The sequence below is a fragment of the Streptomyces cyaneus genome (genome assembly GCF_004028635.1).
In the GTDB taxonomy this organism is placed as follows: Bacteria; Actinomycetota; Actinomycetes; order Streptomycetales; family Streptomycetaceae; genus Streptomyces; species Streptomyces cyaneus.
In genome coordinates, this window is sequence record NZ_RQJW01000004.1 from 113,887 (window position 1) to 138,450 (window position 24,564).

The 24,564-nt window shown below is 68.8% G+C and carries 22 protein-coding genes and 4 pseudogenes; 17 read left to right on the top strand and 9 right to left on the bottom strand.

The genetic code is table 11. The features are described from left to right. Positions 1-246: 246 nt before the first annotated feature. From EHO50_RS15870 to EHO50_RS44525, 3 genes are all read right to left on the bottom strand, one after another. Positions 247-1,527, bottom strand: a complete 1,281-nt coding sequence (locus tag EHO50_RS15870) for a glutamate-cysteine ligase family protein (protein ID WP_128430810.1) — start codon at positions 1,525-1,527, stop codon at positions 247-249. A gap of 67 nt (positions 1,528-1,594) precedes the next feature. Further along, positions 1,595-2,512 (bottom strand): ATP-grasp domain-containing protein, encoded by a 918-nt coding sequence (locus EHO50_RS15875; protein ID WP_128430811.1) that lies wholly within the window; start codon positions 2,510-2,512, stop codon positions 1,595-1,597. A 107-nt stretch (positions 2,513-2,619) separates the two neighbouring features. Next, positions 2,620-3,429, bottom strand: a complete 810-nt coding sequence (locus EHO50_RS44525) for a glutathione S-transferase family protein (RefSeq protein WP_181449629.1) — start codon at positions 3,427-3,429, stop codon at positions 2,620-2,622. Positions 3,430-3,597: 168 nt separating this feature from the next. On the opposite strand from EHO50_RS44525, the gene EHO50_RS15890 reads away from it, so the two are divergent. Continuing rightward, the gene (locus tag EHO50_RS15890; protein ID WP_128430812.1) at positions 3,598-4,191 is read left to right on the top strand and encodes a TetR/AcrR family transcriptional regulator; all 594 of its coding nucleotides are present in this window, start codon (positions 3,598-3,600) and stop codon (positions 4,189-4,191) included. Positions 4,192-4,669: 478 nt separating this feature from the next. Continuing rightward, positions 4,670-4,855, top strand: a pseudogene (locus tag EHO50_RS45055) (DNA-binding response regulator); the annotation flags it as partial. 69 nt (positions 4,856-4,924) lie between these two features. On the opposite strand, the gene EHO50_RS15905 reads toward EHO50_RS45055, so the two are convergent. Further along, the gene (locus tag EHO50_RS15905; protein WP_128430813.1) at positions 4,925-6,106 is read right to left on the bottom strand and encodes an amidohydrolase family protein; all 1,182 of its coding nucleotides are present in this window, start codon (positions 6,104-6,106) and stop codon (positions 4,925-4,927) included. A gap of 182 nt (positions 6,107-6,288) precedes the next feature. Continuing rightward, entirely contained in the window at positions 6,289-7,053 is a 765-nt protein-coding gene (locus EHO50_RS15910; RefSeq protein ID WP_246101184.1) for a 3-oxoacyl-ACP reductase family protein, read from the bottom strand. A gap of 132 nt (positions 7,054-7,185) precedes the next feature. Here EHO50_RS15910 and EHO50_RS15915 point away from each other — a divergent pair. Next, positions 7,186-7,369: pseudogene (locus EHO50_RS15915) on the top strand (TetR/AcrR family transcriptional regulator); the annotation flags it as partial. A gap of 514 nt (positions 7,370-7,883) precedes the next feature. Here EHO50_RS15915 and EHO50_RS15920 read toward each other — a convergent pair. The 3 genes from EHO50_RS15920 to EHO50_RS15930 all read right to left on the bottom strand — a co-directional run bounded on the left by EHO50_RS15920 (position 7,884) and on the right by EHO50_RS15930 (position 10,706). After that, complete coding sequence (locus tag EHO50_RS15920) at positions 7,884-8,252, bottom strand: DUF805 domain-containing protein (RefSeq protein ID WP_128430814.1); 369 nt, start codon at positions 8,250-8,252, stop codon at positions 7,884-7,886. Between the two features lie 431 nt (positions 8,253-8,683). Beyond that, entirely contained in the window at positions 8,684-9,634 is a 951-nt protein-coding gene (locus tag EHO50_RS15925) for an alpha/beta hydrolase (protein WP_128430815.1), read from the bottom strand. 370 nt (positions 9,635-10,004) lie between these two features. After that, complete coding sequence (locus tag EHO50_RS15930; protein WP_128430816.1) at positions 10,005-10,706, bottom strand: SDR family NAD(P)-dependent oxidoreductase; 702 nt, start codon at positions 10,704-10,706, stop codon at positions 10,005-10,007. A 146-nt stretch (positions 10,707-10,852) separates the two neighbouring features. Between EHO50_RS15930 and EHO50_RS45830 the strand changes: the two genes are divergently transcribed. Together EHO50_RS45830 and EHO50_RS15935 are read left to right on the top strand one after the other, a co-directional pair. After that, on the top strand, positions 10,853-11,077 hold the full coding sequence (locus EHO50_RS45830; RefSeq protein ID WP_342786934.1) for a TetR/AcrR family transcriptional regulator: 225 nt from the start codon (positions 10,853-10,855) through the stop codon (positions 11,075-11,077). Between the two features lie 4 nt (positions 11,078-11,081). Further along, a complete protein-coding gene (locus EHO50_RS15935; protein WP_342786935.1) occupies positions 11,082-11,549 on the top strand; it encodes an SbtR family transcriptional regulator in 468 nt (155 codons plus the stop codon). Between the two features lie 432 nt (positions 11,550-11,981). On the opposite strand, the gene EHO50_RS15940 is transcribed toward EHO50_RS15935, so the two are convergent. Beyond that, positions 11,982-12,884 (bottom strand): AraC family transcriptional regulator, encoded by a 903-nt coding sequence (locus tag EHO50_RS15940; RefSeq protein ID WP_128430817.1) that lies wholly within the window; start codon positions 12,882-12,884, stop codon positions 11,982-11,984. Between the two features lie 129 nt (positions 12,885-13,013). On the opposite strand from EHO50_RS15940, the gene EHO50_RS15945 reads away from it, so the two are divergent. The 12 genes and pseudogenes from EHO50_RS15945 to recA all read left to right on the top strand — a co-directional run bounded on the left by EHO50_RS15945 (position 13,014) and on the right by recA (position 24,563). Then, complete coding sequence (locus EHO50_RS15945) at positions 13,014-13,793, top strand: MBL fold metallo-hydrolase (RefSeq protein ID WP_128430818.1); 780 nt, start codon at positions 13,014-13,016, stop codon at positions 13,791-13,793. 315 nt (positions 13,794-14,108) lie between these two features. Next, on the top strand, positions 14,109-14,795 hold the full coding sequence (locus tag EHO50_RS15950) for an SMP-30/gluconolactonase/LRE family protein (RefSeq protein WP_181449630.1): 687 nt from the start codon (positions 14,109-14,111) through the stop codon (positions 14,793-14,795). A 469-nt stretch (positions 14,796-15,264) separates the two neighbouring features. After that, a pseudogene (locus EHO50_RS15960) lies at positions 15,265-15,432 on the top strand (ISKra4 family transposase); the annotation flags it as partial. Continuing rightward, on the top strand, positions 15,429-15,635 hold the full coding sequence (locus EHO50_RS15965; RefSeq protein WP_246101185.1) for a helicase associated domain-containing protein: 207 nt from the start codon (positions 15,429-15,431) through the stop codon (positions 15,633-15,635). The pseudogene EHO50_RS15960 and the gene EHO50_RS15965, both read left to right, overlap by 4 nt. Before the next feature lie 449 nt (positions 15,636-16,084). Beyond that, a complete protein-coding gene (locus EHO50_RS15970) occupies positions 16,085-17,602 on the top strand; it encodes an AfsR/SARP family transcriptional regulator (RefSeq protein ID WP_164904861.1) in 1,518 nt (505 codons plus the stop codon). A gap of 116 nt (positions 17,603-17,718) precedes the next feature. Next, on the top strand, positions 17,719-18,459 hold the full coding sequence (locus EHO50_RS15975; protein ID WP_128430820.1) for an SDR family NAD(P)-dependent oxidoreductase: 741 nt from the start codon (positions 17,719-17,721) through the stop codon (positions 18,457-18,459). 214 nt (positions 18,460-18,673) lie between these two features. Beyond that, positions 18,674-19,396 (top strand): annotated as a pseudogene (locus EHO50_RS15980) (NADPH-dependent F420 reductase). 19 nt (positions 19,397-19,415) lie between these two features. Next, positions 19,416-20,744: an SMP-30/gluconolactonase/LRE family protein gene (locus tag EHO50_RS15985; RefSeq protein WP_342786936.1), complete on the top strand. Its 1,329-nt coding sequence runs from the start codon at positions 19,416-19,418 to the stop codon at positions 20,742-20,744. A gap of 490 nt (positions 20,745-21,234) precedes the next feature. Further along, positions 21,235-21,429, top strand: a complete 195-nt coding sequence (locus EHO50_RS15995) for a DUF3046 domain-containing protein (protein WP_128430821.1) — start codon at positions 21,235-21,237, stop codon at positions 21,427-21,429. Between the two features lie 60 nt (positions 21,430-21,489). After that, positions 21,490-22,761 (top strand): AI-2E family transporter, encoded by a 1,272-nt coding sequence (locus tag EHO50_RS16000; protein WP_181449631.1) that lies wholly within the window; start codon positions 21,490-21,492, stop codon positions 22,759-22,761. A 76-nt stretch (positions 22,762-22,837) separates the two neighbouring features. Beyond that, positions 22,838-23,221, top strand: a complete 384-nt coding sequence (locus EHO50_RS16005; protein WP_128430822.1) for a hypothetical protein — start codon at positions 22,838-22,840, stop codon at positions 23,219-23,221. A gap of 214 nt (positions 23,222-23,435) precedes the next feature. Further along, the gene (recA, locus tag EHO50_RS16010) at positions 23,436-24,563 is read left to right on the top strand and encodes a recombinase RecA (RefSeq protein ID WP_128430823.1); all 1,128 of its coding nucleotides are present in this window, start codon (positions 23,436-23,438) and stop codon (positions 24,561-24,563) included. Position 24,564: the final 1 nt, after the last annotated feature.

Consider the following 24,564-nt stretch of genomic DNA (forward strand, 5'->3'; position numbering starts at 1 on the left):
TGGCACTAACCTGGGCAACCACAAGATTCATTCCGCGGCGGCGAGCTTTTTTTCGAGGAGGCTTTCCGCGACGCTGCGAGATCCGAAGGCGATGTTCAAAAAGCCCTGTTCGGAGAGCTGGTGAGTTCGCCGGGAGCGATCGCGGGGTCCGCTCGGCGTACTCCACGATCTCGATCAGCAGGCCGTCCAGACTGCCCTCGGACAGGACGGCGGACCGGGTCAGTGTGAGAACTGCGAAGAGCCGGCTCAGGTCGTGCAGGCGAGGCCGGGCGTGGCGACGAGATTCGTGGTCGGTGGCGTGGACGGCGACCGCCGCACGCCGGCGCCGGTCAGGTCGATGGGTAACGGCAACCACGCGCGAGAGCCGGGGGTGAGGTGCCGCGCGGTGAACCTCTTGAGGAACGAGTCGAGCAGGTCGACGTGCTCGCGGGTGTCAGCCACCTCCGGCGCGTACGTCGACAGGACGCTCGAGAGGATGGTCGCAGCCTCGGCGAGCCGCGGGTGACGCAACCCGTAACGGGCCGCGTCCAGCCACAGGTCGCTCGTGTCCGGCAGTCGTTCGTGGAGCTCCTCGCGGACGCCTGACTGACCGATGGTCGCGACCGCCAACGCAGCGGCGGCGCGCTCGGCGCGAGGCAGCGCGTCCAGGACCCGCAGCTCCATCCAGCCTCGGGGGCGGATGGGCGGGAAGAGCGTGGTGAGGTGGTACCGGAAGTCGTCGATCGTCGGCCACCCCAGCTCGTGTCCGCGGTACATCCACTGACGGAAGGTCATCGACTTGCTCACACCGGCGCCGCCCGGATGTCCCGGCCCTTCGGTGGGGATGAAGAACACGAGCGCGTCGAGCGCGTAGAACAGCCAGCTGCCGCTGGGGTCGTCCGACATCGGGACCGGCCGGGTGCGCGTGGGGTCGATGTTCCACCAGATGCCCTGCCGCGCCGATTCCCACGTGGTACCGGAGGCGTCGACGGCGCGGGAGTTCGCGAACATCGCAATCAGCACCGGTGCGGTCAGGTTGAGGATCCGCCACCGACCGAGCGGGTCCGCGGGGTCATTGCTGATGTTGACCTGCACCGACGAGGTGTTGGTCATCATCCAGCGGCCCGCGACCCCCTGGCGGTCGAAGTGCTCGTTCATGGCCCGGTATCGGGGCTGGTCGAGGATGCGGACGGGGGCGCGCACGTCCACGGCCCTGCTCTCAGCCCGAAGGCCGAGTCGCGACAGCCTCTGCTCGAGCACGGCGGCGTCGGTGTCCACGGCGCGGATCGCGTCCGAGACGGATGGCTGAGGGACCGAGGACAGCTCGATCTGGCCGCCCGGCTCCACGCTGACACGCCCTGCCTCGGGCAGCGGGGAGTCGGCCAGGGTCAGCAGCTGACCCAGGTCGGGGCGGGTCACCGGGTCCGCCACCGGATGGACCGCCCATTCGGCCTCGAGTCCCAGCAGGTCGTCCTTCGTCGCGGCGAACATGGCGTCCGTGACCTCACGCAGCTTCTCGTACGTGATCGAGTGGTGTGCTGCCGGCATGGCGAGCTCCTTTCGGAGTCCGTGGTGAATGTCGGGTGTTTACGACCTGCTGACGACCGCGGCCCGCCTACGCCGCCTTCTCGATGAGGTCCCAGAGGGCGATCTGAGGCTTCTCGCCGTACAGCTCCTCGATCTGGGAGAACCCCACGGAGGAGGTGATGTTGATCTCGGTGACGTGATCGTCGATGACGTCGATGCCGCAGATGTAGATCCCTCGCTCGACCAGCTTCGGCCCCAGCAGTCGCGCGAGTTCCTCCTCGCGCGGGGTGATGGTGGTCCGGTGGATCGAACCGCCCTGCGCGATGTTGGCGATGTAGCTGCCGTGCTTCGGGATCCGGACGAAGGCTCCGGCAACGTCGCCACCGACGAAGAAGATGCGCTTGTCGCCCGCGGTGACGCGGGGCAGGAATGCCTGTGACACGAGCGGGGGGCTGCCCTCGGCCAGCCGGGCCCTGACGAGCTCCTCGTCGAATGCCGCCGAGGTCACCCTCGCGATCCCGCGTCCGCCGTACTCGTAGAGCGGCTTGATGACGACGTCCTGGTGACGATCGGTGAAGTCGCGGATCTCGTCGACGTCGCGACTGATCAGCGTGGGCGGCGTGAACTCGGGGAACTCGAGAGGGAAGATCTTCTCCGGGAAGCGGATGATGCTCTCCGGGTCGTTGATGACGAGGACCTTGTCCTTTATCCGGTCCAGCAGGTACAGCGTCGTGAGGTAGGACATGTCGACCGGCGGGTTGGGCCGGAAGTGGATCACGTCCATGTCCTCGAGGTCGACGCGGATGTGTTCCTGCCTGTCGGCCGCGTCGGCACCCGTGTACAGGCGCGCCTTGGCGATCAGGCGCCCCTCGACCTGGCTCACGGCGGCGGGACAGACCTCGTGGACCGTGTGGCCTCGCACGAGTGCCTCGTCGGCGATCTTGGTCGTGTCCTGGGATGCGTAGGTCCCCAGCTTCTCGGAGATGACGGCGACGGCGAGCGGCATGGCACCTTCCTGTTCACGGGACACCCTGACGTGTGCGGGGTTGCGGTGGGCCGGCGCGCACGTCGCCGTGTTCGTCGGCCCACCGGGATGGGTGAGCTCGTAGCGCCTCAGGCGGGGTTGAAGGCCAGCTTGAGCTCGGGGTACCAGGTCTCCTGGATGTTCTGGATGTAGCGACCCAGGTTCGGGATCGTCCGCACGAAGTCAGTGATCTCCGGGTGCATGCCGCGGGCCTGGAAGAACGCCTGCGTGAAGCCGAACAGCGTCGCGTCGTAGGAGCTCGGGGCGTCGTTGCCGAGGAGGAAGCGGTTCTCGCCCAGGATGACCGAGATGGCCTCGAAGTCCTTCTTGGCCTTGTCGATGATCTCCGCCGGTGTGTACCGCGCGATGCCCTGGTCGTAGCAGCGCTTGCGGAAGTCATCGCGGCGCACCCGGATGGCCTCCTGGACTTCGGCCGGCAGCGCAGACGTGTCGCCGAGCGTGTTGCTGACGATGAAGTCGAAGCCCTGCTGGTCGAAGAACTCGAAGTAGATGATGATCCAGTAGAGGTGGTCCTCCAGCGTGCGCTTCACGGCGTGGCCGATGGCCCTCTGCTCCTCGGTGAGGTGCGTGTCGGGGTCGGAGACCGTCCGCTTCAGCCAGTCGATGATGAGCTGGGAGTCGGAGATCCTGGTCTCCCCGACGGTGATGTACGGCACCTTCCCACGCGGTCCGACGTCGGGGATGGGCTCGGCGACGACCTTGTGCTTGACGTCGAAGAGGCGGAAGTACGCCTGCAGCTTTGCGACGTACGGCGACAGGGTCGTCACGTAGGCCGCCAACTCGCTATCGCCGAGCGTCACGCCGTGCAGCTCGAACTCGGTGTCGCTGTCGACCTGGAGGTTGTCGTAGGGGTTCTCGTAGAGCGGGTACTGCGTCACTGTCGGCTCCATCAGTAGTGCGCCGGTTTCTGGGCGGTGCCGGGGGCGGGCTGGGGCCCATGGGCAATTGCGAACCGAATCGATCGGTTACTATATGCATGATGACACTAACCTGAGCAACCACGGGATTCCTCCCGCGGCGGCGAACTTTTTCTCAAGGAGGCTCCGATGCCCAGCACGGGACGGCCCCGATCATTCGACACAGACGAGGCACTGGAGGTGGCGATGCGGGTGTTCTGGGCCGAGGGCTACGAGGGGGCCTCGCTCGCCGCGCTGACCGAGGCCATGGGGATCAATCGGCGCAGCATCTATGCCGCCTTCGGCAACAAGGAGGAGCTGTTCCGCAAGGCCGTCGACCGTTATGTGGAGGGCCCGGGAGCCTTTGTGGCCCCGGCTCTTGAGCTGCCCACCGCCCGGCAAGTGGCCGAGGCGATGCTGCACGGAGCCGCGGACGCCCATACCCTCCCGGACTGTCCGCGCGGCTGTCTGCTGGTGCAGTCCGCGCTGGCCGCCGGCCCGGAAAGCGAACCGGTCCGTCGCGACCTGGCCGAACGCCGGGAGGCCGGAGTAGCCGCCCTGCGGAAACGGTTCGAACAGGCCCAGGCCGAGGGCGACCTGCCTTCCACCGCCGACCCGGAAACCCTCGCCCGCTATGTGCACACCGTCGGGCAGGGCCTCGCCGTACAGGCCGCCGGTGGCGCCAGCCGAGAAGACCTGCACCGCGTCGTCGATCAGGCCCTCAGCACCTGGCCGAGCGCCTGATCCGACTACCGGGCCATCACCTGAAACGCCCGGCTGAGACGCATCACGACAGTCGGCTCACAGGCGTTCCTGCAGTACACGCTGACCGCGGCGCTCCGCTCCGGAGACCAGTTCCGGATGCCGACGATGATGCGGCTGGAGATCGACTCAGACGGGCTCGTGGCACGGATCGAGGAATACTTCGACTCACGCGCGCTCGACAGCCTCGCCGAAGTCTCGCGACGGGCTCCGCGTTCAGCGAGAACGAGAGCGCGCCCCCCGGGGCCAGAAGCCCGCCTGCCCCGCCACCGTCACGTCGAAAGGACGGCCCCGCGTCGTTCCCGTCATCGTCGGCTTCGGCGGCGACTCGGGGACGATCAGTGTCGGCGCGCACGACCTGCCCGACCACCGCGGCCAGGACCGCTTCCACCACCGCAACATCGAGAAGAACCCATGGATCGCTCTCGTCGTCGACGCCGTGGTCTCGACCGATCCTTGGACACGATACGACACCCTGCCGGCCATCAAGGCGGGCGCAACGGGTCAACTACTCAAGGACGCCCCGCGCGACGAGCTCTTCACGGCCGTCCGCGCGACGGCCGACAGCCGCACCGTGTCATCCCCGGCCGTCGCCTCCCGCCCGGTTTGCGCGGTGCGTACTCCCGGGCTCTCGGCGACGAGTCCCTTTCCGCCCAGCCTCGATTGGCTCGGCAAGGAGCGTTCTCATGGCAAGCCCACCGGGGCTGGGCGGAGACTAGTTCCCGGGCAGGCGGTGGCCGGCCCGGTACACGGCCCGGATTTCGGTGAGGGCGGAGACGTCGGCGGCGGGTGAGCTGCCGACGACCAGCAGGTCTGCGTCCGCGCCGGACCGCAGCACGCCCTTGCGGCCGGGCAGGCCCACCGCTTCGGCGGCCTCGGTCGTCGCGGACCGCAACACGTCGAGGGTGGGCATGCCCAACTCAGCGAGCTGCACCAGCGCGTACGGAAAGACGTTGTGTGGCTTTCCCGGCTCGATGCCCGCGTCGGTGCCGACGACGACCCGTGCGCCCGAAGCGATCACCTTGGTCAGGACGTCGATCAGGGCGTCGATGCGGGCGGCAATGGCCGGTGGCGGCGGCGGTGCGCCCGGCGTCCCTCCCAGCGTGAGACTGGCGAAGATCCCCTGCTTCACAACCCGGTCGAGCAGGTCGTCCCGCAGTCCGGCACCGTCGGGGGTCATGAAGGTGAAGTGCTCGATGGTGTCGAAGCCGGCGTCGATCACATCCCCGATCGCGTCGGCGGCATGGACGTGCGCGGCCGCGGTGAGCCCGAGACGATGCGCCTCCTCGACGATCAGCCGCAGATCTGCCGGACCGTACTGCTGGTGCAGGGGGCTGGAGCCGGGCGTCATGCTGCCACCGCCGGCCATCACCTTCACCACGTCACATCCACGCTCGGCCCGCTCGCGTACCGCGGCCAGCAGCGCGTCGGCTCCCTCGGCCTCGCCGCCGAGGAAGTGGCAGTGGCCGCCGCGGGTGGTGATCGGCGGACCGGCGGCGACGATCTCGGGGCGCTGCGTGGAAGGCACCTGGTCGCGGAGGGCGAGGGCGAGGTAGTCGCGGTCGCCGAGATCCCGGACTGTGGTGACGCCGGTCCGCAGTGCGGTCGCCGCCGCGGTGCGGGCGGTGTCGAGGATGGTGCCGGGGTCGCCGTTCGTGACGTGGGCCACGGCATCCGTGCTCGCGTCCCAGCACAGGTGGACATGCGCGTCCACCAGTCCCGGAAGCAGCCATGCCGCCGCCCCGAAATCGGTGACGGTGGCGTACTCGGGTGGGGCCGCTCCTGTGAAGTCCACATCCCGGATCAGACCGTTCTCGATCAGCACCATGCCAGGCCCTCTGACCTGGACGCCGTCGAAGACGTTCCCGGCTCTGAGTACATGAAGTGCGCTCTGCATCGCTGTGCTCTTTCTCTTTCGTCCGGAGTGGGCGGATGGCGGCTGTGTGGGGGCGGGCCACGAGAGACTCCGGCTCACCGGCGGCCGAACCATGTCCATCTCTGCCGCCGGGAACCGGAGTACGTCCGGTGGCATGGGTTGTCACAGTGGTCAGGTGAATTGACTCCGCCCGGGGTGGGCGGTCAGACAGCGATGCCGCCGTCGACGTTCCAGTTGGCGCCGGTGATGAAGTGGGCTTCGGGGCCGGCGAGATAGGCGACGGCGCTGGCGATGTCGGCGGGCTCGGCGAAGTGGTCGAGCGGCATGAGCTGCTTCAGGGACTCCGCGTACGGGCCGGAGTCAGGGGTCATGTCCGTAGTGGTGGGGCCGGGCTGCACGTTGTTGACCGTGATGCCGCGCGGACCGAGTTCGCGGGCCAGGCCGCGCGTGAGGCCGGCGACGGCGGCCTTGGTCAGGGCATAGACGGTTGCGCCGGGGAAGGGGACGCGGTCGACAATGACGCTGCCGATGGTGATGATGCGACCGCCCTGGCCGAGGTGGGGAGCAGCGGCCTGGATGGCGCTGAACACGCCCCGGACGTTGACCGCGATGAGCCGGTCGAACTCCTCCAGTGGGAAGTCCTCGATCGGCGCGGCGTGGGAGATGCCGGCGTTGTTGACGAGGATGTCCAGTCCGCCGAAGTGCTGTGTGGTGCGGCTGACCGCGGTCCGGACGGCTTCGTGGTCCGCGCTGTCCGCCTGTACGGCCAGGGCGCCTGTGGCCTCGGCCACCGCGTCGGCCTGAGCCTTGGAACTGGTGTAGGTGAAGGCGACCTGGGCGCCGCCGGCGGTCAGGCGGCGCACGATCGCGGCACCGATGCCCCGGGACCCGCCGGTGACCAGGGCGGTTTTGCCGTCGAGGGGTCGTATGTCGGACTGGGGGGTACCGGGGGCGGGCTGGGCGCTCACAGAGGGGTCTCCGATTTCTTCCACACTTCATTTACGAACCGAACGGCTCGGTTACTATAGCCGCGATGACATTAACTTGAGCAACCACAAGATTCCTTCCGTGGCGGCGAACTTCTTCTCAGGGAGGCTCCGATGCCCAGCACGGGACGGCCCCGGTCGTTCGACACCGATGAGGCGCTGGAGGTGGCGATGCGGGTGTTCTGGGCCGAGGGCTACGAGGGCGCCTCGCTCGCCGCGCTGACCGAGGCCATGGGGATCAACCGGTGCAGCATCTATGCGGCCTTCGGCAACAAGGAGGAGCTGTTCCGCAAGGCCTATCGCTCACCTGGTCAGCGAGCGGGAGGCCGGCCCGGACGCCTGTGCGGGCCTGGTGCATTTCATGCTGAACGATGTGGCCAGCGAGGAGCGGGCCTGCGAGTTCGCCGCAGCCTTCCACGCGCCCTGTACGGAGACCTTCAGTCACTGAATCGCGCGGTGCCGGGTGCCGGACTGCCCGAGTAGCCCGTTCGGTCCGTGCTCGTGGCCGTCTGGATATGAACCCGATCTTTTGGGGGCAGGCAAGGGGAGCGATCGAGTGTTCACTCCTCGGAGGATGCGGCGATCCATCCACCCGGCGACGAATACCCCCCCGTTGGCGGGGGCTGGCTCTGAGCTCGCCGAGCGCATCACCAACGTGGCGCGGCTTTCTGGCCGTGCGCGCACCCGGGGCGGCGCGGCGGCCGATGCGGCGCTGCTGGTGGTCTCCGAGCTGGTCAGCAATGCGGTGCCACGGTGGCGGAGTGACCGGGTTCGGGCTGCGGTCCGGACCGGGCACCGTCCACGTCGTCGGTTCAGTCGACGGGCTGGTCGGCGGCCTTGGGGGAGAGGCCGTACTGGTTGGCGCCCGGAGAGCTGTCCACCGTCATGCCCACGAGGTACAGGATGGGGCCGACGGCCGGAATCAGGGCGATGAGCATTCTCCACCCGGACTTACCGGTGTCGTGCAACCGGCGGACTGAGACGCTCAGCATCGGCACGACGAACGGCACCAGCAACAGGCTGAGCAACGGAAGCTCGAATGCGAAGCTGCTCCCGGCGATCACGGCGGCGGCGCCCATGTACAGCAATGAGAACCACCAGTACTCCGCGCGCCGTGCGCGACCGGAGAGCGTGGCGAACTTGGATGTGAGGCACGTGCGTGCCGCATCGGTGAACGACATGGTGGTCACAGCGGTCCATTCGTAGAAGTGTCACGGAGGCACGGTGGATCGGGCGGCGAGAGTGCGGTGGTGCCTGAAGTGCCGCCACCACCGCCTCCGCGGTTGTGGGCCGTACGAGCCCTACGATCAGGCCCGACTTGATAGAGGCCCTTGTTTCTCCTGGCCGCATGACCGCATGAGTGCCCCCGGGGCTTCACGGCGAGGAACCGGCGGCTCGGTCCGCGGTTACGCGTACGGCCTGCTGTGATGGCGGTGCCTGCCGAGACCGTTGACGTCGAGCGGGACCAGACGACGGCGGCGGAGCGCCGGGATCTGGTGCGGTGGCCCGGTCGGGCTGACAGACCGCGAAACTCTCCTCGGCGGGTATCGGCCGACACTGTGGGCAGGATCAGTGCGGTCGCCGATGCCGTCAGGAGCCCGGAGAGGTGTCGTCAACTGCCCTGTGCGCCGAGGCCGCGAAGCAGCGCCGCGAGCATGTCGGCGAGTACGCGCTTGCCCACCGCGGACTCGGGGATGAGGCCGCCGTGCAGGACGCCGGGGTAGAGGACGAGTTCGGTGGGGACGTCGGCGTGTGCGAGGCGCTGGGCGTACTCGATGTCCTCGTCGCGGAACGCGTCGTACTGGCAGGCGGAGATGAACGCCGGAGGCAGTCCGGACAGGTCCTCGGCGCGGGCCGGTGCGGCGTAGCCAGAGACGTCGGTGGTGCCCGGGCGGCCCTCCCCGAGGTAGCAGCCCCAACTGACCTGTGTTGCACGGCTGTTCCACAGCGGGACGTCGTCGTAGGCGCGCATCGACGGTGTCTGGAGACGGTCGTCGAGTTGGGGGACGCCCAGGTACTGGAAGCACAGCGCGGGTCCGCCGCGGTCGCGGGCGAGGAGGGTCACCGCGGCGGCGAGGCCGCCTCCGGCGCTCTCCCCGGCGATGCCGAGGCGGTCGGGGTCGATGCTCAGTTCGCTCGCAGACTTCGCAGTCCACACCAGGGCCGCGTAGCAGTCTTCCAGGCCGGCGGGGAAGGGGTGTTCCGGGGCGAGCCGGTACTCGACGGAGACCACGACCGTGCCGACCTCGGCGGCGATGCGGGTGGCCGTGGCGTCGAACTGCTCGACGCTGCCCATGATGAACCCGCCGCCGTGGAGGAACAGCAGGCCGGGCAGCGGGCCGACCCGCTCAGCGGGCGCGTAGACACGGACCATCACGTCGGGGGCGCCGTCGGGCCCGGGAACGGTGATGTCGCGGGTGCTGATCGGGATGTCCGGTTCGTAGGTCGGCAGGCCGGCTCGGACCGCTGCCTCACCCACGGCGCGCAGTTCATGGAAGTCGGCGAATGGCCTCGGGAGCATCTCGAGCCAGGGGGTGATGTCGGGGTGGTATGCGTAGGTCATGAAGCCTCCTCGGTGGGGTCGGGCGAGGGCCCGGTGGACGCTGTGCGGGCGACCTTGCAGTGCTTGGTGTCGCGTCATTGGTGTCGGTGGATGCCCAGAGAGATGGACGTGAGGCTGAGCAGACCGCGTTGAGCGCTGTGGCTGGCTCCTTGCGGCGGGTGTGGAGGCCCATGGCCGGGACCATGATCACTGCAAGGCCGGCGGAGTGAGCACCGTTGCGATGTCCAGGCAGCTGGGAGGCTCAGCCCGATGGCCACAGGTACACGTTCATAGGGGCGGAGTCTTCTTCGGGGTCGCGCCGCGGCGCTGGGACGCCGCGACGCGATCGGGGTGCGACGAGGGGGGCCGGGTCAGCAGAGCCGACGCGGTGTCAGGCGCGGGGGAAGCCGTCGGCATCGAGGCGGAAGACGAGCTCGGCCTCGTCGCGCTTGGTGGTGTGCAGGTCCCAGTAGAGGGGGGCGATTTGCTCGGGCTTGGCCGCCTCCACGCCCGGGATGACGGAGACACCGATCGACGAGTCGATGCCGACGTGGGCGGCCTGGATACCGGTGCCGTCCAGCTCCTTGTGCAGGTTCATCGCCCAGTTGCGCAGCGCCGCAGCGGCGGCGTTGACGTTGGCGACCCGCGGGTCGGGCCAGATCGAGCCGGCGCCGGTGGTGTAGAGCAGGGTGCCCGCGCCGGCCTCACGCATGGCGGGGAGGACCGCCTGGGTGGCGGCGATGGCCCCGTACAGCTGGAAGTTCATCTCGAACTCCACATGAGACGGCTCGGTCTCGGCCGGAGCGGTCAGCTTGATGACACCGAACGACCCCACCGGGGAGTACTCCAGGACATCGATCCCGCCGAAGTGTGCGGCGGCGTCCTTGAGCGCCTGGGTGAGCGCGTCGCGGTCGAGCACGTCCGCGGGGAACGCGGCGGCGGTGAGGCCCTCGGCGGCGAGCGTGCCGACAAGACCGTCGAGCTTCTCGCGGTTGCGGGAGATCAGGGCGACGTCGAAGCCCTGGGAGCCAAAGGTACGGGCGATGGCCAGGCCCAGCTGGGGGCCGGCTCCAACGATGGCGATGCTGGTCACAGTGATCCTTTCCAAAAGCTGGTCGAAGGAAGAAAGCCATCCGGATAGCCCTACCCATATCGAGATTCGGATAGGGCGCTCCGGTTCGCTGCTGCCACCGTACCACCAAAAATGGATAGGGCAATCCGATTGCTGGACTCCCCGGTATGACCCCCGGCACCCAGCATCCCGGCGGCTCCGCCGCCCAACCTCTGCGCAGCGACGCCGAGCGCAACCGTGAGCGGATCACCGCCGCCGCGCGCAAGGTGTTCGCACGTGACGGCCTGGGTGCCTCGATGGCCTCCGTGGCCCGTGAGGCGGGTGTCGGCATCGCCACCATGTTCCGCCGCTTCCCCCCCCAAGGAGGAGCTGGTCGACGCCGTCTTCATTGACCGCATGGACGCCTACGCCGAAGCGGTCGCCGCCGCGCTGGACGACCCCGACCCCTGGAACGGGTTCGTCGGCTACATCGAGACCGCCTGCGCGATGCAGGCCGCCGACAGCGGCTTCGCCGACGTCCTGACCACGACCTTCCCCACCGCCAAGGCCCTGGAGCGGCGCCGCAACGAGGCATATGAGGGCATGGTGGAACTCATCGGCCGGGCCAAGGCCACAGGCCGGCTGCGTGAGGACTTCGACTCCTCGGACCTGGTGCTGCTGCACATGGCCAACGCTGGTGTCGTCAACGCCACCGGCGACGCCGCCCCCGACGCCTGGCGCCGCGTCGTCGCCCTGCTGGTCCAGTCCTTCGAAGCCCCCGCCCGCCGCTCCCTGCCCGCCTCACCCGAGCATGACGCCCTCTACAGGGCCATGCTCCGCGCCGGTCCGGCGGTTGTTGCGGAGCCGGATGCGGGTGACAACTGACCTGGGGCTGGCGCTATCTCGCGGTGCTCGACTCCTCGCCGCGTTCTCAGCTGCGACGTTGGTGTGTCGGCCGTCTCCACGAAGCTCGTGCTGGCACCCGCAGGCGCGAGCGTTGTACGCACTCGGGCAGGCCGAACTGCTCCTGTGCTCGCGTGAGTTGGCCCGCGAGTAGGTCGGCCGCGCGGAGGCTCGAGTGATCGCGCAGGCCATCGGCCGACCGGAGACGGCTGCGCTGATCGAGTCCTTCACCGGAGGCGGCGGGGTGCGTGCGTGACCAGGGGGCCGTGGCAGCGGTGCCGTGGGCCCTTGCAGCGCACGTCTGTGCGCAGGGGGCCTCGGCAGCCAGAGCCGCAGAGCTGCCGGGTGCTCTCTTTCCATCATGCCGCGCCGCTCAAGCGCCAGGCCGCCCGGTCGGCACAGCCTGTCACGGGCTCACTGCTGGCCCTGATGGGCCAGGCGGAAGGCGCCGGGCGTCACGCCGGTGTGGCGGGTGAAGAACTTGCCGAAGTTGGTGGGTTCGGGGAAGCCGAGGTGGCGGGCGATGGTCGCCACCGGTTCGTCGGTGTGGGCGAGCAGCCGTTGGGCCTCCAGGGCGACGCGGCCGTCGATGACGTGCTTCACGGGCTGTCCGGTGGCGGCCGTGCAGGCGCGAGTGAGTGTCTTGACGGTGTATCCGAGGCGGTGGGCATAGTCGGCGGCGCGGCGGGTGGTGGCGTAGGAGAGTTCCAGCTCGGTGCGGAAGCGGGTGTAGACCTCCCCGCCGGCGTGCGGGTCGCCGCCGCCGTCGGGGTGGGGGAGTCGGTCGATCTGCAACAGCACGGTGGCGAGCAGGAGTTGGAGGATCTCCGCAGACACGGTCTGTTCCGGCCGGCCGTACTCGGCCCGCAACTGGCCCAGCAGGGTGGACAGCACCGCGTAGTCGGGGCTCGCGCCCAATTGCCAGCACGCCGGCCCGTACCACTCGTTGACCAGCCGGTTGGCGCTGCTGGAGTGGGGCGGGAAGGCCGGTGTGAACAACAGGTGGGTGCCGTTTGCGGTGCCTGGTCGCACGAAGCGCTGCACCTGTCCGGGGCGGATCCACAGCAGGGTGCCCGGGCGGCAGGGGTAGGTCACGAAGTCTACGGCGTGTTCGCCGCTGCCCTCGGTGACGAGGGTGAGGGTGTGGAAATCGACCCGGTGCACCGCATCCGGCCGTCTGCGTCGGCGCCGCCCGTGCAGGGTGGCCAGCTCGATGATCTCGAAGCCGGGGATCCGTTCTTCGGGCGGGTTGAAGTCCAGCCGGGGGATGCCGCCGCCCCGGGAAGGAGAAGCCTGGCCAAGATCCGCGGAGTTCATCACCGCCTCCTGGATGTCCTCGATTTACCACACCGGGTCTCCAGGCTATCTCGTCTGCCTCTGTTTTTGCGGCGAGAGTGGATGACGTCAAGGCGGCGCACGGCCGCCCTCACCACAAGGGGCCCCTTCATGAACGGCACGGTCACGGTCCTCGACAAGGGCGCGGTCCGCATCCACAGCTACATGTCCCCGGCGGACACCTTCCACACGACCACGCAGCTGATCGAGACTCCCGCGCGGGTCATCGCGGTCGACGCCCAGCTGATCCCCGCCTACGCGGACGAGGCGGTCGCCTATGCCAAGGGGCTCGGCAAGCCGCTGGACCGGCTCATCATCACCCACGCCCACCCGGACCACTACAACGGTGCCGCCCGCTTCGGCGTCCCCGTTCACGCGCTGGCCCAGGTGCGCGAGCAGATCGTCGCGCGCGGCGACAGCCGGCTGCCCAGCGGCCTGGTCATCCCGGTCGCCGACTTCACGCCGACCGTGGAGATCACCTCTGGCACCGAGGTCGTCGACGGGATCCCGTTCGTCTTCCAGGCCGTCTCCGGTGGTGAGGCCGCCGACGAACTCCTCGTCAAGCTCCCCGAGCAGGGCGTCCTGATAGCCCAGGACCTCGTCTACCACGACGTCCATCTCTACCTGGGCAACAACGACATCGCCGGCTGGCAGCAGGTGGTCGACGCGCTGGCCGCCGAATCCGGTTACGACACGATCCTCGCCGGCCACGGCCTGCCCGCCGGGCCGGAGATCTACGAGGAGGTGCGTCGCTACCTCGCGGACGCCCAAGAGCTGCTCGGCGACGACGGCGAGGCGTACAAGAAGGCGATCGTGGACCGATACCCCTCCCATGTCGGCCCGTTCATCATCGACATCGCCAACCGGTCCCTCTTCCCCGCCGACCACTGAGCCCAGTCCTTCTGCTCATCGCAGCTCACGCCTTCAGAAGGACTTGCCGTCGCAGCCACAGCCCCGGCGCTCGCCATCCCGGACGCGACCGGGAGGCCCACCGCCGCTTCGGTTCAGCACCGCGCCCACCTGCCCGCCAGTTACTCGATCCCCGGCAGCCGGACCTACCCCGAGGGCATTGCCCGCCAGCAGGGAACGCCCTACTTCTACGTCGGCAGCACCAGCGACGGCACCGTCTACCGTGGTGACGTCCGCCAGAGCGCGACCAAGGTGTTCCTGCCGGGCGGTAAGGACGGGCGCACCTCCGTCGCAGGCATGAAGACCGACCGCGCGGGACGCCTCATCGTCGCGGGCGGCGCCACCGGCAAGGTCTTCGTCTACGACACCCGTACCCGCGCCCTGCTGCACGTGTTCGACACCGGCCGCGCCGACGTCTTCCTCAACGACGTGGCCCTCGCCCCGAACGGGGACGCCTACATCTCGGGCTCCGTCCACCCGGTGCTGTGGCACATCACGGCAGCGGAGTTGACGAGCAAGCACGTCCAGCTGCCTCTGCACGTCGGTGCGGACCTGGCCAAGTCCCCGACCGACTACAACGCCGGCTTCAACGGCAACGGCCTGGTCGTCACGGACGGCGGCCGCTACGTCCTGCTGGCCGACTACAACGACTACGCCTTCTACCGCATCGACACGATCAGCCACAAGGTCGTTCCCATCGACCTCGGCGGTGTTAAGGGCGTCTCCGGCGATGGTCTGCTGCTGCGCGGCAACACCCTCACCGCCGTGACCGAACTCGACCATCCCGAGGGCCAGGTCGCGATCCTGAAACTGAGCCACGACTACACCAGGGCCAAGCTCGGGCGCACTATCCACGGTCACGGTATGCACAGCCCTTCCACGGCGGCCTTCGACGGACGCGACCTGCTGATCGTCAACCTCCAGTTCCAGGTCGCCGACCCACAACCGCCGTTCAATGTGGTGCGAGTCCACGCGAACCGATGACCGGGCACAGCACAGAGAAGGAGCGTGCGGATCCTTTCGAGGGATAGCTGAGCTGGGAAGACGCTGATTGCCGTGTGGGCGGTGTCGTCGTACTTCTACCGTGGCGAGGTGGAGGTGGGCGCGATGGTGTCGTTGCCGGAAGAGCTCCAGGCGCGGGAGGCCGCGGCTCGACAGCGGGTGGAAGAACTCCAGGCCGAGGCCGCAGAGTTGGCTGTCCGGCTGGAGAAGGCCGGGGCGGATCTGTCGCGGTGGGAGATCACGCGGGAGAGCGTCATGCAGGTGCTGGCGGAGTTGTCGGCCGCCGAGGAAGCTGCGGCGCCTCACGGGATCGGAGTGACGGCGGTGCCGCCGTGGCGAGAGGGCCTGGTAGCTGGGGTGTTGTCGCTGATGCTGCGGGTCCGTTGCAGGCCAAGCAGATCGTGCCGCGGATCGGACTGGAGGCCACGACGGCGAAGATCGAGGGGACGCGGACATCACCGGCGCCCGCTGGGGACTCGACGGCGGCGAAGCCATCCTCCGACTGCGCGCATTCATAACAAACGGCGACTTCGAAGACTACTGGACCTTCCACACAGCCCGCGAACATCAACGCCTCTATCCCAGCCCCAACCAGCAGAACTACAGCCTCACTGCTTGATCCCGACCATCACTTCAGAGGATCCGCACCCTTTTGAGGGCGTCCGCCTCGACGGGGACACGGTCAGGATCGGCGCCTGGCTCGCCAAGGCCCGCACCAAGCACCGCTCCGGCCAGCTCCCCGACGAGCGCGTCCGCCTGGTCGCCGCACTATTCGACGGCGACTGGACGGAGGAGACCGCCGCCCCGGCCTTCCCCATGTAGCCGTGACTTCGCTGTGGGGTGGGCAACTTCCACCGCCGTTCTCCGCTTTCCCGCCCCGAACGGCCCTCAGCCCCCCCTCCGGCCCCGGCTCGCGCGCGCGACCACACCGCTGAAGGCGGATGGTCTCAGGCTGTGATGCCAGTTCAGTGCGGACGCGGCGCATGAAGCCACGGACGGCGGGCTCACGGCGCCATGGGGTGAGAGCACCAACTGGTCGGAGGTGGCCACCGAGATCCGACGCCGGATCGGCAAGGCGGTGACCCCGGACGGAGAACCCGAAGAGGTGCTGGAGTCGATCGCGAAGGTGGCGCGGTAGGAGGACCGGTACGGCAGTGGCGGGTTGTCCTGGCGCGGAGAGGCGGTTCGGAACGTGGCCAACGCGGAGAACGCCGGGAAGCAGGCGATCCGCGTGCGCGTTGTGCTGTCGCATGAGCCTGCGATTTTCGCTGATGGGTCCCGTACGAGCCTGGCGCGACGAGGAGGAGATCGAACTGGGGCCGCGCCAACAGCGTTCGGTGCTGGCGGCGTTGCTGCTGAACAACGGCGTCAGGCTGACCAACGACCAGCTGATCGGCATGGTCTGGGACGACCCGCCGCCGAGCGCGGTGATGGCGTTGCGGACGTACGTGTACAAGATCCGCAAGGCGCTTCCGGAGTTGGACCTGAAGTCCAGGGACGGCGGGTACATGGCCCGCGCGGAGATCGTCGACGACTGCGGCGGCGAACCCCTGGAGGGCCTCCAAAGTGCCTACTTCGACGCGCAGCGGGTGCGGCTCGGCGACCACCGGCTCAAGGCACGCGAGGACCGCCTGGAACGCGAGTTCGACGTACTTCAGCTACAGGCCCACGTCGCCGCCTTCCCCCTCAGGGAGCGTCCCCGCGCCCTCCTGATGCGCGCGCTCTACCTGGAGGGCAGGCAGGGCGAAGCACTCGACCAATTCCGCAGGGCACGCGCCCTCCTCCGCGAGGAGCTCGGTCTCGAACCGGGGCCGGAGCTGCGCAGGGTCCACGCGCAGATCCTCAGCGGCGATCTCACCGCGCCGCGCAGGCCGGAGCAACTGCCGCCGGACCTGATCGACTTCGCCGGCCGTGCCGAGGAGATCGCGCAGGCTCTGCGGACGCTGCCGGGCACCGTGGGCATCACCGGTATGCGGGGTAGCGGCAAGACCGTGCTGGCCACCCGGATCGGCCATCTCGTGAAGGGCCGCTTCCCGGACGGGGAGATCTTCGTCAGGGGCAGGGACGTCGCCGGTGAGCTGTTGCGGGCGGTCGGTGTGGAGAACCCCGTCGGCGACAGGGCCACGCTGTGGCGGGAGAAGGCGCGCGGCAAGCGGTTCCTCGTCGTGGTCGACGACGTGCGGGACGCGGCTTCCGTGCGCGATCTGGCCACGCCCGGATCGGCGATGATCCTCACGAGCGTCCGCCGGTTGCACGAGCTGCCCGGCGTGAGCTGGGTGCAGATCGCCGGGCTGACCGAGCCGGAGGCGCGGGAGTTCTTCCGCAGGACCATCGGACCGGTGCGCGCGGACGCGGAACCCGAGCAGGTCGAGGTACTGCTGGAACACCTCTCGCGACTGCCGACGCCGATCAGGGTGGCCGGCGGCAAGCTCGGCTCCCGCCCCGACTGGACGATCGAGATGTTTCTGCTGAAGATGCGGCGGGAGGGCAAGTCCGCCGACGCGCTCCCGTCCGACTGCGCCGCGATGCTGGCCCCGATGATCGCGGCCGATCAGGATCTCACCGATCCCGAACGCCACCTGCTCAGGTGTTTCGCGCGCCAGGACACCGAGGTGATCGACTACCACAAGGCGGCGCGGATGTTCGGGGCCGACCCCGGTGAGATCGAGCGGGTGCTGGAGTCGCTCGCCGGGGTCCACCTCATCGAGCCGCTCGTGGTCGGCCGCTACCGGTTGCCGCCGTTCGTGCGCGTCTACTTCGCGCTGCGCACACCGGTGCCAGTCAGCTGAGGGGCGAGTGAGGGGCGCAGCGCGTCGAGACCGGGCCGCTTCCTTCCTACCGCCCTGACCAGGCGGTATATACGGAATTTATGCGCTGACGATCCAGCGGGGCCACGTTTGCACACATGTCAACCAAGGAACTTCAGGGCAAGAAGGCACTCGTCACCGGCGCCACCTCGGGCATCGGCCGCGCGATCGCGCTCAAGCTCGCGGAGGCGGGTGCCACCGTCTATGCGACAGGGCGCAGGGCCGAACTCGGCAAGGAGACCGTCGAGCTGATCGAGCGGGCGGGCGGCACGGGCCACTTCGTCGTCGCGGACGTCGCGAACCTCGACGAGGTCCGCAAGCTCGCCGCGGAGGTCGGCGAAGTGGACGTGCTCGTGAACAACGCGGGCGTCTTCCCGTCCTCGCCGACCCCCGAGCAGTCGCGCCACGACTACGAGCAGATATTCGACGTCAACGTCCGCGCGACCTACTTCCTGACGGCCGCGCTCGTGCCGGCCATGGTGGCCAGGAAGAAGGGTGCGATCGTCAACGTGTCGTCGATGGCCGGGCAGATCGGCACCCCGGAAAGCTCGGTGTACAACGCCTCCAAGGCCGCGATGGACTCGCTGACCCGGTCGTGGGCCGTCGAGTTCGGCGCGGCGGGCGTGCGCGTCAACTCCGTGGCACCCGGTCTGATCCGTACCGACATGGCCGTTGACATGCTGGGCGAGAACCTCGAGGCGTACAGCCAGAACACGCCGCTCGCCCGGGTCGGCGAGCCCGAGGAGGTCGCCGAGGCCGTGGCGTTCCTGGCCTCCGACAGGGCCGGCTACATCACCGGTGCGGTGCTCCTCGCCGACGGCGGCTACGTCGCGACCTGAGGCGTCGACCGGATCGGCTGCGTAGTCATCGTCGTCCTCGTCACCCTCGTCGTCTCGGCGGCCCCCTCCCAGAACGTGCGGGAGGGGGCCGACGCCGCGTCGCAGGCCCCCTCGACTGATCGATGGACGGAAACCGATCAACCGAGGTCGGGCGAATTCGATTGGGTGCGGTTCCGGTTCCTGAACCCCGCACCCAAAGAAGGACGACCACACCATGCAGATCACCATCGTCGGTGCGGGCAACATGGCCCGAGGTATCGCCACCCGCGCCCTGGAGGGCGGCCACGCGGCCACCATCACCGCCAACGACCCCGCCAAGGCCATGTGACTCGTCGACGAACTGCGCATGCGGGCCCATGGCCCTGGCCGCATAGGTGCCGCCGACGACTCCGCCGTGGACACCGTGGACATCGTGGTCCTCGCAGTGCCCTTCGACGCGGCCAGGCAGCTCGTCGCCTCCTACGGGGCGCGGCTGAACGGCAAAGTCCTCGTCGACATCAGCAATCCCGTCGACGCCTCGCTCGACGCGCTCGTCGTCACCCCGGGCAGCTCGGCCGCCGAGCAGATCGCCGGGGCTGCGACACCGCAGGCGCGGGTCGTCAAGGCGTTCAACACCACGTTCGCCGCGACCCTGGTCGCCGGACAGGTGGCCGACACGACGCTGGACGTCTTCATCGCAGGCGACGACGAAGACGCCGGCAAGCAGGTCGCCAACCTTGTCACCTCCGGAGGGCTGAACCCAGTCGACGTCGGCGCGCTCAAGCACGCACGCGAACTGGAGGGCTTCCAACTGCTGCACATGGCCCTGCAGACCCGGGAAGGCGGCCATGGCTGGGCGAGCACGATCAAGATCGTCGCCGCCCCTGAGCTGCGCGGACACCGCCCTCGCCCCGTGGCCGACCCGCAACTCCCGCGGACGGCAGCGGGCCCTGACTGATCCCCAGGAGAAGCACCCCATGCACGTGCGCACCTCACTCACCACCCTTGCGGTCGCCGCGGCCCTGCTGGCCGGCCCCCGCCTCCACCGCCACCGCCGCGACCACCCCCTCTCGGCACCCGGCATCGCCAACCACTTCGACCTGGCGGCCTCACAGCAGCCCGAGAACATCACCGTCGGCCGCGCCGGATCGGCGTATCTGACCTTCTCCTTCGCTCGGCAGGTCGTCCGACTCGTCCCGGGCGGCCGAGTGCACCTCCTGGCCACCCTGCTGGCCCCGGCCAAGGCCAGCACCCCCAATCTGGGCAAGGCCTTCGTCGGCGGCATCGCCCGCAGCGACGACGGCACCCTGTACGTCACCTACCCCACCGGCACCGCGGACCTCACCGGCATCTGGGCCGTGCGCCCCGGCGGCCGGCCGCACCGCATCGCGGCCCTTCCCGCCGACGGCCTGCCCAACGGCCTCGCCCTCGACCAGCGCACCGGCCGGCTCTACGTCACCGACTCCGTGCACGGCGTCATCTACCGCGTCCCCGCAGGCGGCGGCAGAGCCACCGTCTGGGCCGACAACGCGGCCCTGCAGCCCACCACGTTCGCCGGCGCCAACGGGATCAAACTCCACAACGGAGCCGTCTGGGCGACGAACTCGGACCACGGCACGGTACTCCGTATCCCCGTCACCACTCGGGGTACCGCCGGCCCGGTCGAGGTCCGGGCCGAGGGCATCAGCCTCATCGACGACTTCACCTTCACCGGCCGCGCGACACCCTCCTCGCCGCGCGCAACAACAACGAAGTCGACCTGGTACGCCCCGACGGCACCCACACCGTCGTCCTCACCGCTGACGACGGCCTCCAGACGCCCACGTCCGTCGCGGTCCACGGCCACACGATGCACGTCCCCAGCGCCGCCTACCTCACGAACAAGGACCCCAACCTGCTCGTCGCGCACCTCGACCGCTGACGCGGCCGCAAGCACATACCTCGCCCGTGCCGGTGCCGCGCCGACAGAGCCGGCACCGGCACGGGCCGAACGGCAGGAAAGCCGTCCGCACACTCTCCTCGCCAACGAAGCCCAGGAACGGACATGTCCGAAACCCCCCAGACCAGCACCGCCACCACGGACGACGCGCCCCGCTCTCCAAGGCAGGGCCGCCGCTCCAGCCGTCTGCCCCTCGTCCGTGTTCCCGCACCGGGACAACGCCATCATCCCGCGGTCGGCAGATCGCCAGGAGACGTCCGCCGAATTCGCCAACCGTGTCCGACAAGGGACACCATCCGCCAGTCATGGGCAAGCACGCGAGCTGCTCCGGACGGTCTGGCTAGGCGCTGGCAGCCGGTCATGGTGAAACTCCCGTGGGAGAGCCCTCACGAACCTCAGAACGAACGGCAGCGCATCGACTGGGCTCCGCGTGCTTACCCGCTGTTCCTGGCTACCCGGCAGCGGCGCGCATGCAACCGCGGCACTGGAACAGGCGTCTCCGGAAGCCCGCGCTCGCCTCCGCGGGACTTATCGGCAAAGTGGACCCCGATTCCGGCGGGAGCAAGTGGGAGCCGTAGCGCGAACTCGGCTTCCATGCCCTGCGCCACACCTGTGCCGGCGTCCAGCTCGAAGCCGGCGAGTCGATCGTCTCCCTCGCCCGCTGGCTAGGGCATGCCGACCCTGGCTTTACTCTGCGTACATACACGCACTTCATGCCCGACGCAGGCACGCGAGGTCGCGCCGCCATGGATGCTTGGTTCAGCGGGGAGGCGAACTCCCTGGAAACCCCCTGACGGTCGTGCGGGGGTGTGAGGGGCAGGAAACGTGCAGGTCATTGCGGGTATGGAGCGGAATTCATGCGGTTGACGGTCTTCTGGGAGCGGATGGCGGATCACTTCGGTCCGGGATACGCCGACACCTTCGCGCGCGACCACGTGATGACGGAGCTCGGCGGGCGCACGGTGCACGAGGCGCTGGACGCCGGCTGGGAGGCCAAGGACGTGTGGCGTGTGGTGTGCGCCGTCATGAACGTTCCGGGGGAGAAGCGCTGACCGGTCACGAAGATCGCAGGACGGCAGCCGGTTGTCGGTGGCGTGGGCGACACTTGCTCCGTGGCACGCACTGACGAGACCGGGCAGCTCGCCCGGCACGGATCCCCGTTCGGCACGACGCCGCCCACCCGGCCTCCGGGCGAGGGCGCAGCCGGGCCGAGCAGCCGCATGCCGCGCTGGCTGCCGCGGGCCATGGTGCTCGCGCTGGCGCTCATCGGCGCGTTCCAGCTGGGCAGCTGGGCCTTTCACCAGCTCACGGCGCTGCTGATCAATATCCTCATCGCATTCTTCCTGGCTCTGGCCATCGAGCCGGCGGTGAGCTGGATGGCCGCGCGCGGCATGCGTCGGGGGCTGGCCACCGGCATTGTCTTCCTCACCGTGATCATCGTGTCCGCCGGGTTCGTGACGCTGATGGGGTCGATGCTCGCGGGTCAGATCATCAAGATCGTCGAGGATTTCCCGAACTACCTCGACTCCGTCATCAACTGGATCAACACGCACTTCCACACCGACCTGCGCCGCGTGGACGTCCAGGAGGGCCTGCTGCGCTCCGACTGGCTGCGCAACTACGTCCAGAACAGCGCGACCGGCGTCCTGGACGTGTCCGCCCAGGTCCTCGGCGGTCTCTTCCAGTTGCTGACGATCACGCTGTTCTCGTTCTACTTCGCCGCGGACGGCCCGCGACTGCGCCGCGCACTGTGCTCCGTACTGCCGCCGGCCAGGCAGGCCGAGGTGCTGCGGGCGTGGGAGATCGCCGTCAACAAGACCGGCGGCTACCTGTACTCGCGCGGTCTGATGGCGCTGATCTCCGGTATAGCCCACTACATCCTGCTGGAGAGCCTGGACGTGCCGTACGCGCCCGTGCTCGCCGTGTGGGTCGGCCTGGTGTCGCAGTTCATCCCCACCATCGGCACGTATCTCGCGGGCGCCCTGCCCATGCTGATCGCCTTCACGGTCGATCCCTGGTACGCGCTGTGGGTGCTGATCTTCGTCGTGGTCTACCAGCAGTTCGAGAACTATGTGCTGCAGCCCAAGCTGACCGCGAAGACCGTCGACATCCACCCCGCGGTCGCCTTCGGCTCGGTCATCGCGGGCACCGCCCTCCTCGGCGCGGTGGGCGCACTGATCGCCATCCCGGCGGTCGCCACGCTGCAGGCGTTCCTCGGGGCCTACGTGAAGCGGTACGACGTCACGGACGACCCCCGGGTCCACGGGCATCGGGGACGGGGCACAGGCGGCAGCCTGTTCACGCGCGCGCGTGAGTTGTGGGTACGACGGCCGGGGGAGCAACCTTCGGCGGAGACGGGGAGTTCCGGGGAGAGCTCCGCCTGAGGCCGGCTGCGGCTGCCGTCCAGGATTGAGCAGCCGTACTCAAGTCCGGATGGGCTCGACGTCGGAGGATGTGCCCATGCTCGCGTGGGTCGTGGACGTCTTCATGGCGGTCTGGATCACAGCGCTCGATGTGCTGCTGCTGGCCGTGTACTGGTTCTGGGTGGGCCTCAAGCAATGGGCATCTGAAAGACGCGCCCTTGGCCCGCCAACGAGCCTCTACCTGGTGCTGACGATCGGGTCTGCCGGATTCACCGTGGTCGGCTTCGGGTTCTACCGGGCGGATCTGGTGGTGGCCGCCCTGTCTCAGCTCGTCGTGGCCGCAGCACTCCTGCTCGTTCTGTTGCTGGGGCTCGGCACCGAGTGTGCTCGCTGGGCCGCCAGGCGCTCGGAGCGGCGTCGTCTCGTGCGTGAACGCCGCGCTCGACCATCACCATCACCCTCGAGGACACCGGACACGTAGTCTCGAGGGTGACGCGTGGTGTGCTTGACACGAAAATCGAACATCCATTCTCATGGAGGCTCCGGCGGGGAGCTCGGCGGGCAGTTCGCCACAGTTTCAATGGAGATGTGCCCGAGTTATCCACAGGCCGGACGGGCGTCGGGGCGCATTGTCAGTGGCAGGCGTTAGCGTCTTTGACGTGAAGCGATCGACTCAAGCAAACCGGGTGGAACCCATGGCAGGAACCGACCGCGAGAAGGCGCTCGACGCCGCGCTCGCACAGATTGAACGGCAATTCGGCAAGGGCGCGGTCATGCGCATGGGCGAGCGGCCGAACGAGCCCATCGAGGTCATCCCCACCGGGTCGACCGCACTCGACGTCGCCCTCGGCGTCGGCGGCCTGCCGCGTGGCCGTGTGGTGGAGGTGTACGGCCCGGAGTCCTCCGGTAAGACGACCCTGACCCTGCACGCGGTGGCGAACGCCCAGAAGGCCGGCGGCCAGGTCGCCTTCGTGGACGCGGAGCACGCCCTCGACCCCGAGTACGCGAAGAAGCTCGGCGTCGACATCGACAACCTGATCCTGTCCCAGCCGGACAACGGCGAGCAGGCGCTGGAGATCGTGGACATGCTGGTCCGCTCCGGTGCCCTCGACCTCATCGTCATCGACTCCGTCGCGGCGCTCGTCCCGCGCGCGGAGATCGAGGGCGAGATGGGCGACAGCCACGTCGGTCTGCAGGCCCGTCTGATGAGCCAGGCCCTGCGGAAGATCACCAGCGCGCTCAACCAGTCCAAGACCACCGCGATCTTCATCAACCAGCTCCGCGAGAAGATCGGCGTGATGTTCGGTTCCCCGGAGACCACGACGGGTGGCCGGGCGCTGAAGTTCTACGCCTCGGTGCGTATCGACATCCGCCGCATCGAGACCCTGAAGGACGGCACGGAGGCGGTCGGTAACCGCACCCGCTGCAAGGTCGTCAAGAACAAGGTCGCGCCGCCCTTCAAGCAGGCCGAGTTCGACATCCTCTACGGCCAGGGCATCAGCCGTGAGGGCGGCCTGATCGACATGGGTGTGGAGCACGGCTTCGTCCGCAAGGCCGGCGCCTGGTACACGTACGAGGGCGACCAGCTCGGCCAGGGCAAGGAGAACGCGCGCAACTTCCTTAAGGACAACCCCGACCTGGCCAACGAGATCGAGAAGAAGATCAAGGAGAAGCTGGGCGTGGGCGTGCGTCCGCAGGAGCCGGCTGCCGAGCCCGGCGCGGACGCCGCGGTCTCCGCCACCCCGGACGACGCCGCGAAGACGGTGCCGGCTCCGGCGGCGGCCAAGGCGGCCAAGACCAAGGCCGCCGCAGCCAAGAGCTGAC

Excerpts from the sequence above, each read along its gene's own strand:
- EHO50_RS15945 (WP_128430818.1), top strand. The coding sequence starts at position 13,014 with ATGAACGGCACGGTCACGGTCCTCGACAAGGGCGCGGTCCGCATCCAC.
- EHO50_RS15935 (WP_342786935.1), top strand. The coding sequence starts at position 11,082 with ATGGACGCCTACGCCGAAGCGGTCGCCGCCGCGCTGGACGACCCCGAC.
- EHO50_RS45830 (WP_342786934.1), top strand. The coding sequence starts at position 10,853 with ATGACCCCCGGCACCCAGCATCCCGGCGGCTCCGCCGCCCAACCTCTG.
- EHO50_RS15920 (WP_128430814.1), bottom strand. The coding sequence starts at position 8,252 with ATGTCGTTCACCGATGCGGCACGCACGTGCCTCACATCCAAGTTCGCC.
- EHO50_RS15940 (WP_128430817.1), bottom strand. The coding sequence starts at position 12,884 with ATGAACTCCGCGGATCTTGGCCAGGCTTCTCCTTCCCGGGGCGGCGGC.
- EHO50_RS15985 (WP_342786936.1), top strand. The coding sequence starts at position 19,416 with ATGCACGTGCGCACCTCACTCACCACCCTTGCGGTCGCCGCGGCCCTG.
- recA (WP_128430823.1), top strand. The coding sequence starts at position 23,436 with ATGGCAGGAACCGACCGCGAGAAGGCGCTCGACGCCGCGCTCGCACAG.
- EHO50_RS15875 (WP_128430811.1), bottom strand. The coding sequence starts at position 2,512 with ATGCCGCTCGCCGTCGCCGTCATCTCCGAGAAGCTGGGGACCTACGCA.
- EHO50_RS15925 (WP_128430815.1), bottom strand. The coding sequence starts at position 9,634 with ATGACCTACGCATACCACCCCGACATCACCCCCTGGCTCGAGATGCTC.
- EHO50_RS15975 (WP_128430820.1), top strand. The coding sequence starts at position 17,719 with ATGTCAACCAAGGAACTTCAGGGCAAGAAGGCACTCGTCACCGGCGCC.
- EHO50_RS15970 (WP_164904861.1), top strand. The coding sequence starts at position 16,085 with ATGGGTCCCGTACGAGCCTGGCGCGACGAGGAGGAGATCGAACTGGGG.
- EHO50_RS16005 (WP_128430822.1), top strand. The coding sequence starts at position 22,838 with ATGCTCGCGTGGGTCGTGGACGTCTTCATGGCGGTCTGGATCACAGCG.
- EHO50_RS15905 (WP_128430813.1), bottom strand. The coding sequence starts at position 6,106 with ATGCAGAGCGCACTTCATGTACTCAGAGCCGGGAACGTCTTCGACGGC.
- EHO50_RS15995 (WP_128430821.1), top strand. The coding sequence starts at position 21,235 with ATGCGGTTGACGGTCTTCTGGGAGCGGATGGCGGATCACTTCGGTCCG.
- EHO50_RS15890 (WP_128430812.1), top strand. The coding sequence starts at position 3,598 with ATGCCCAGCACGGGACGGCCCCGATCATTCGACACAGACGAGGCACTG.
- EHO50_RS15950 (WP_181449630.1), top strand. The coding sequence starts at position 14,109 with ATGAAGACCGACCGCGCGGGACGCCTCATCGTCGCGGGCGGCGCCACC.
- EHO50_RS15870 (WP_128430810.1), bottom strand. The coding sequence starts at position 1,527 with ATGCCGGCAGCACACCACTCGATCACGTACGAGAAGCTGCGTGAGGTC.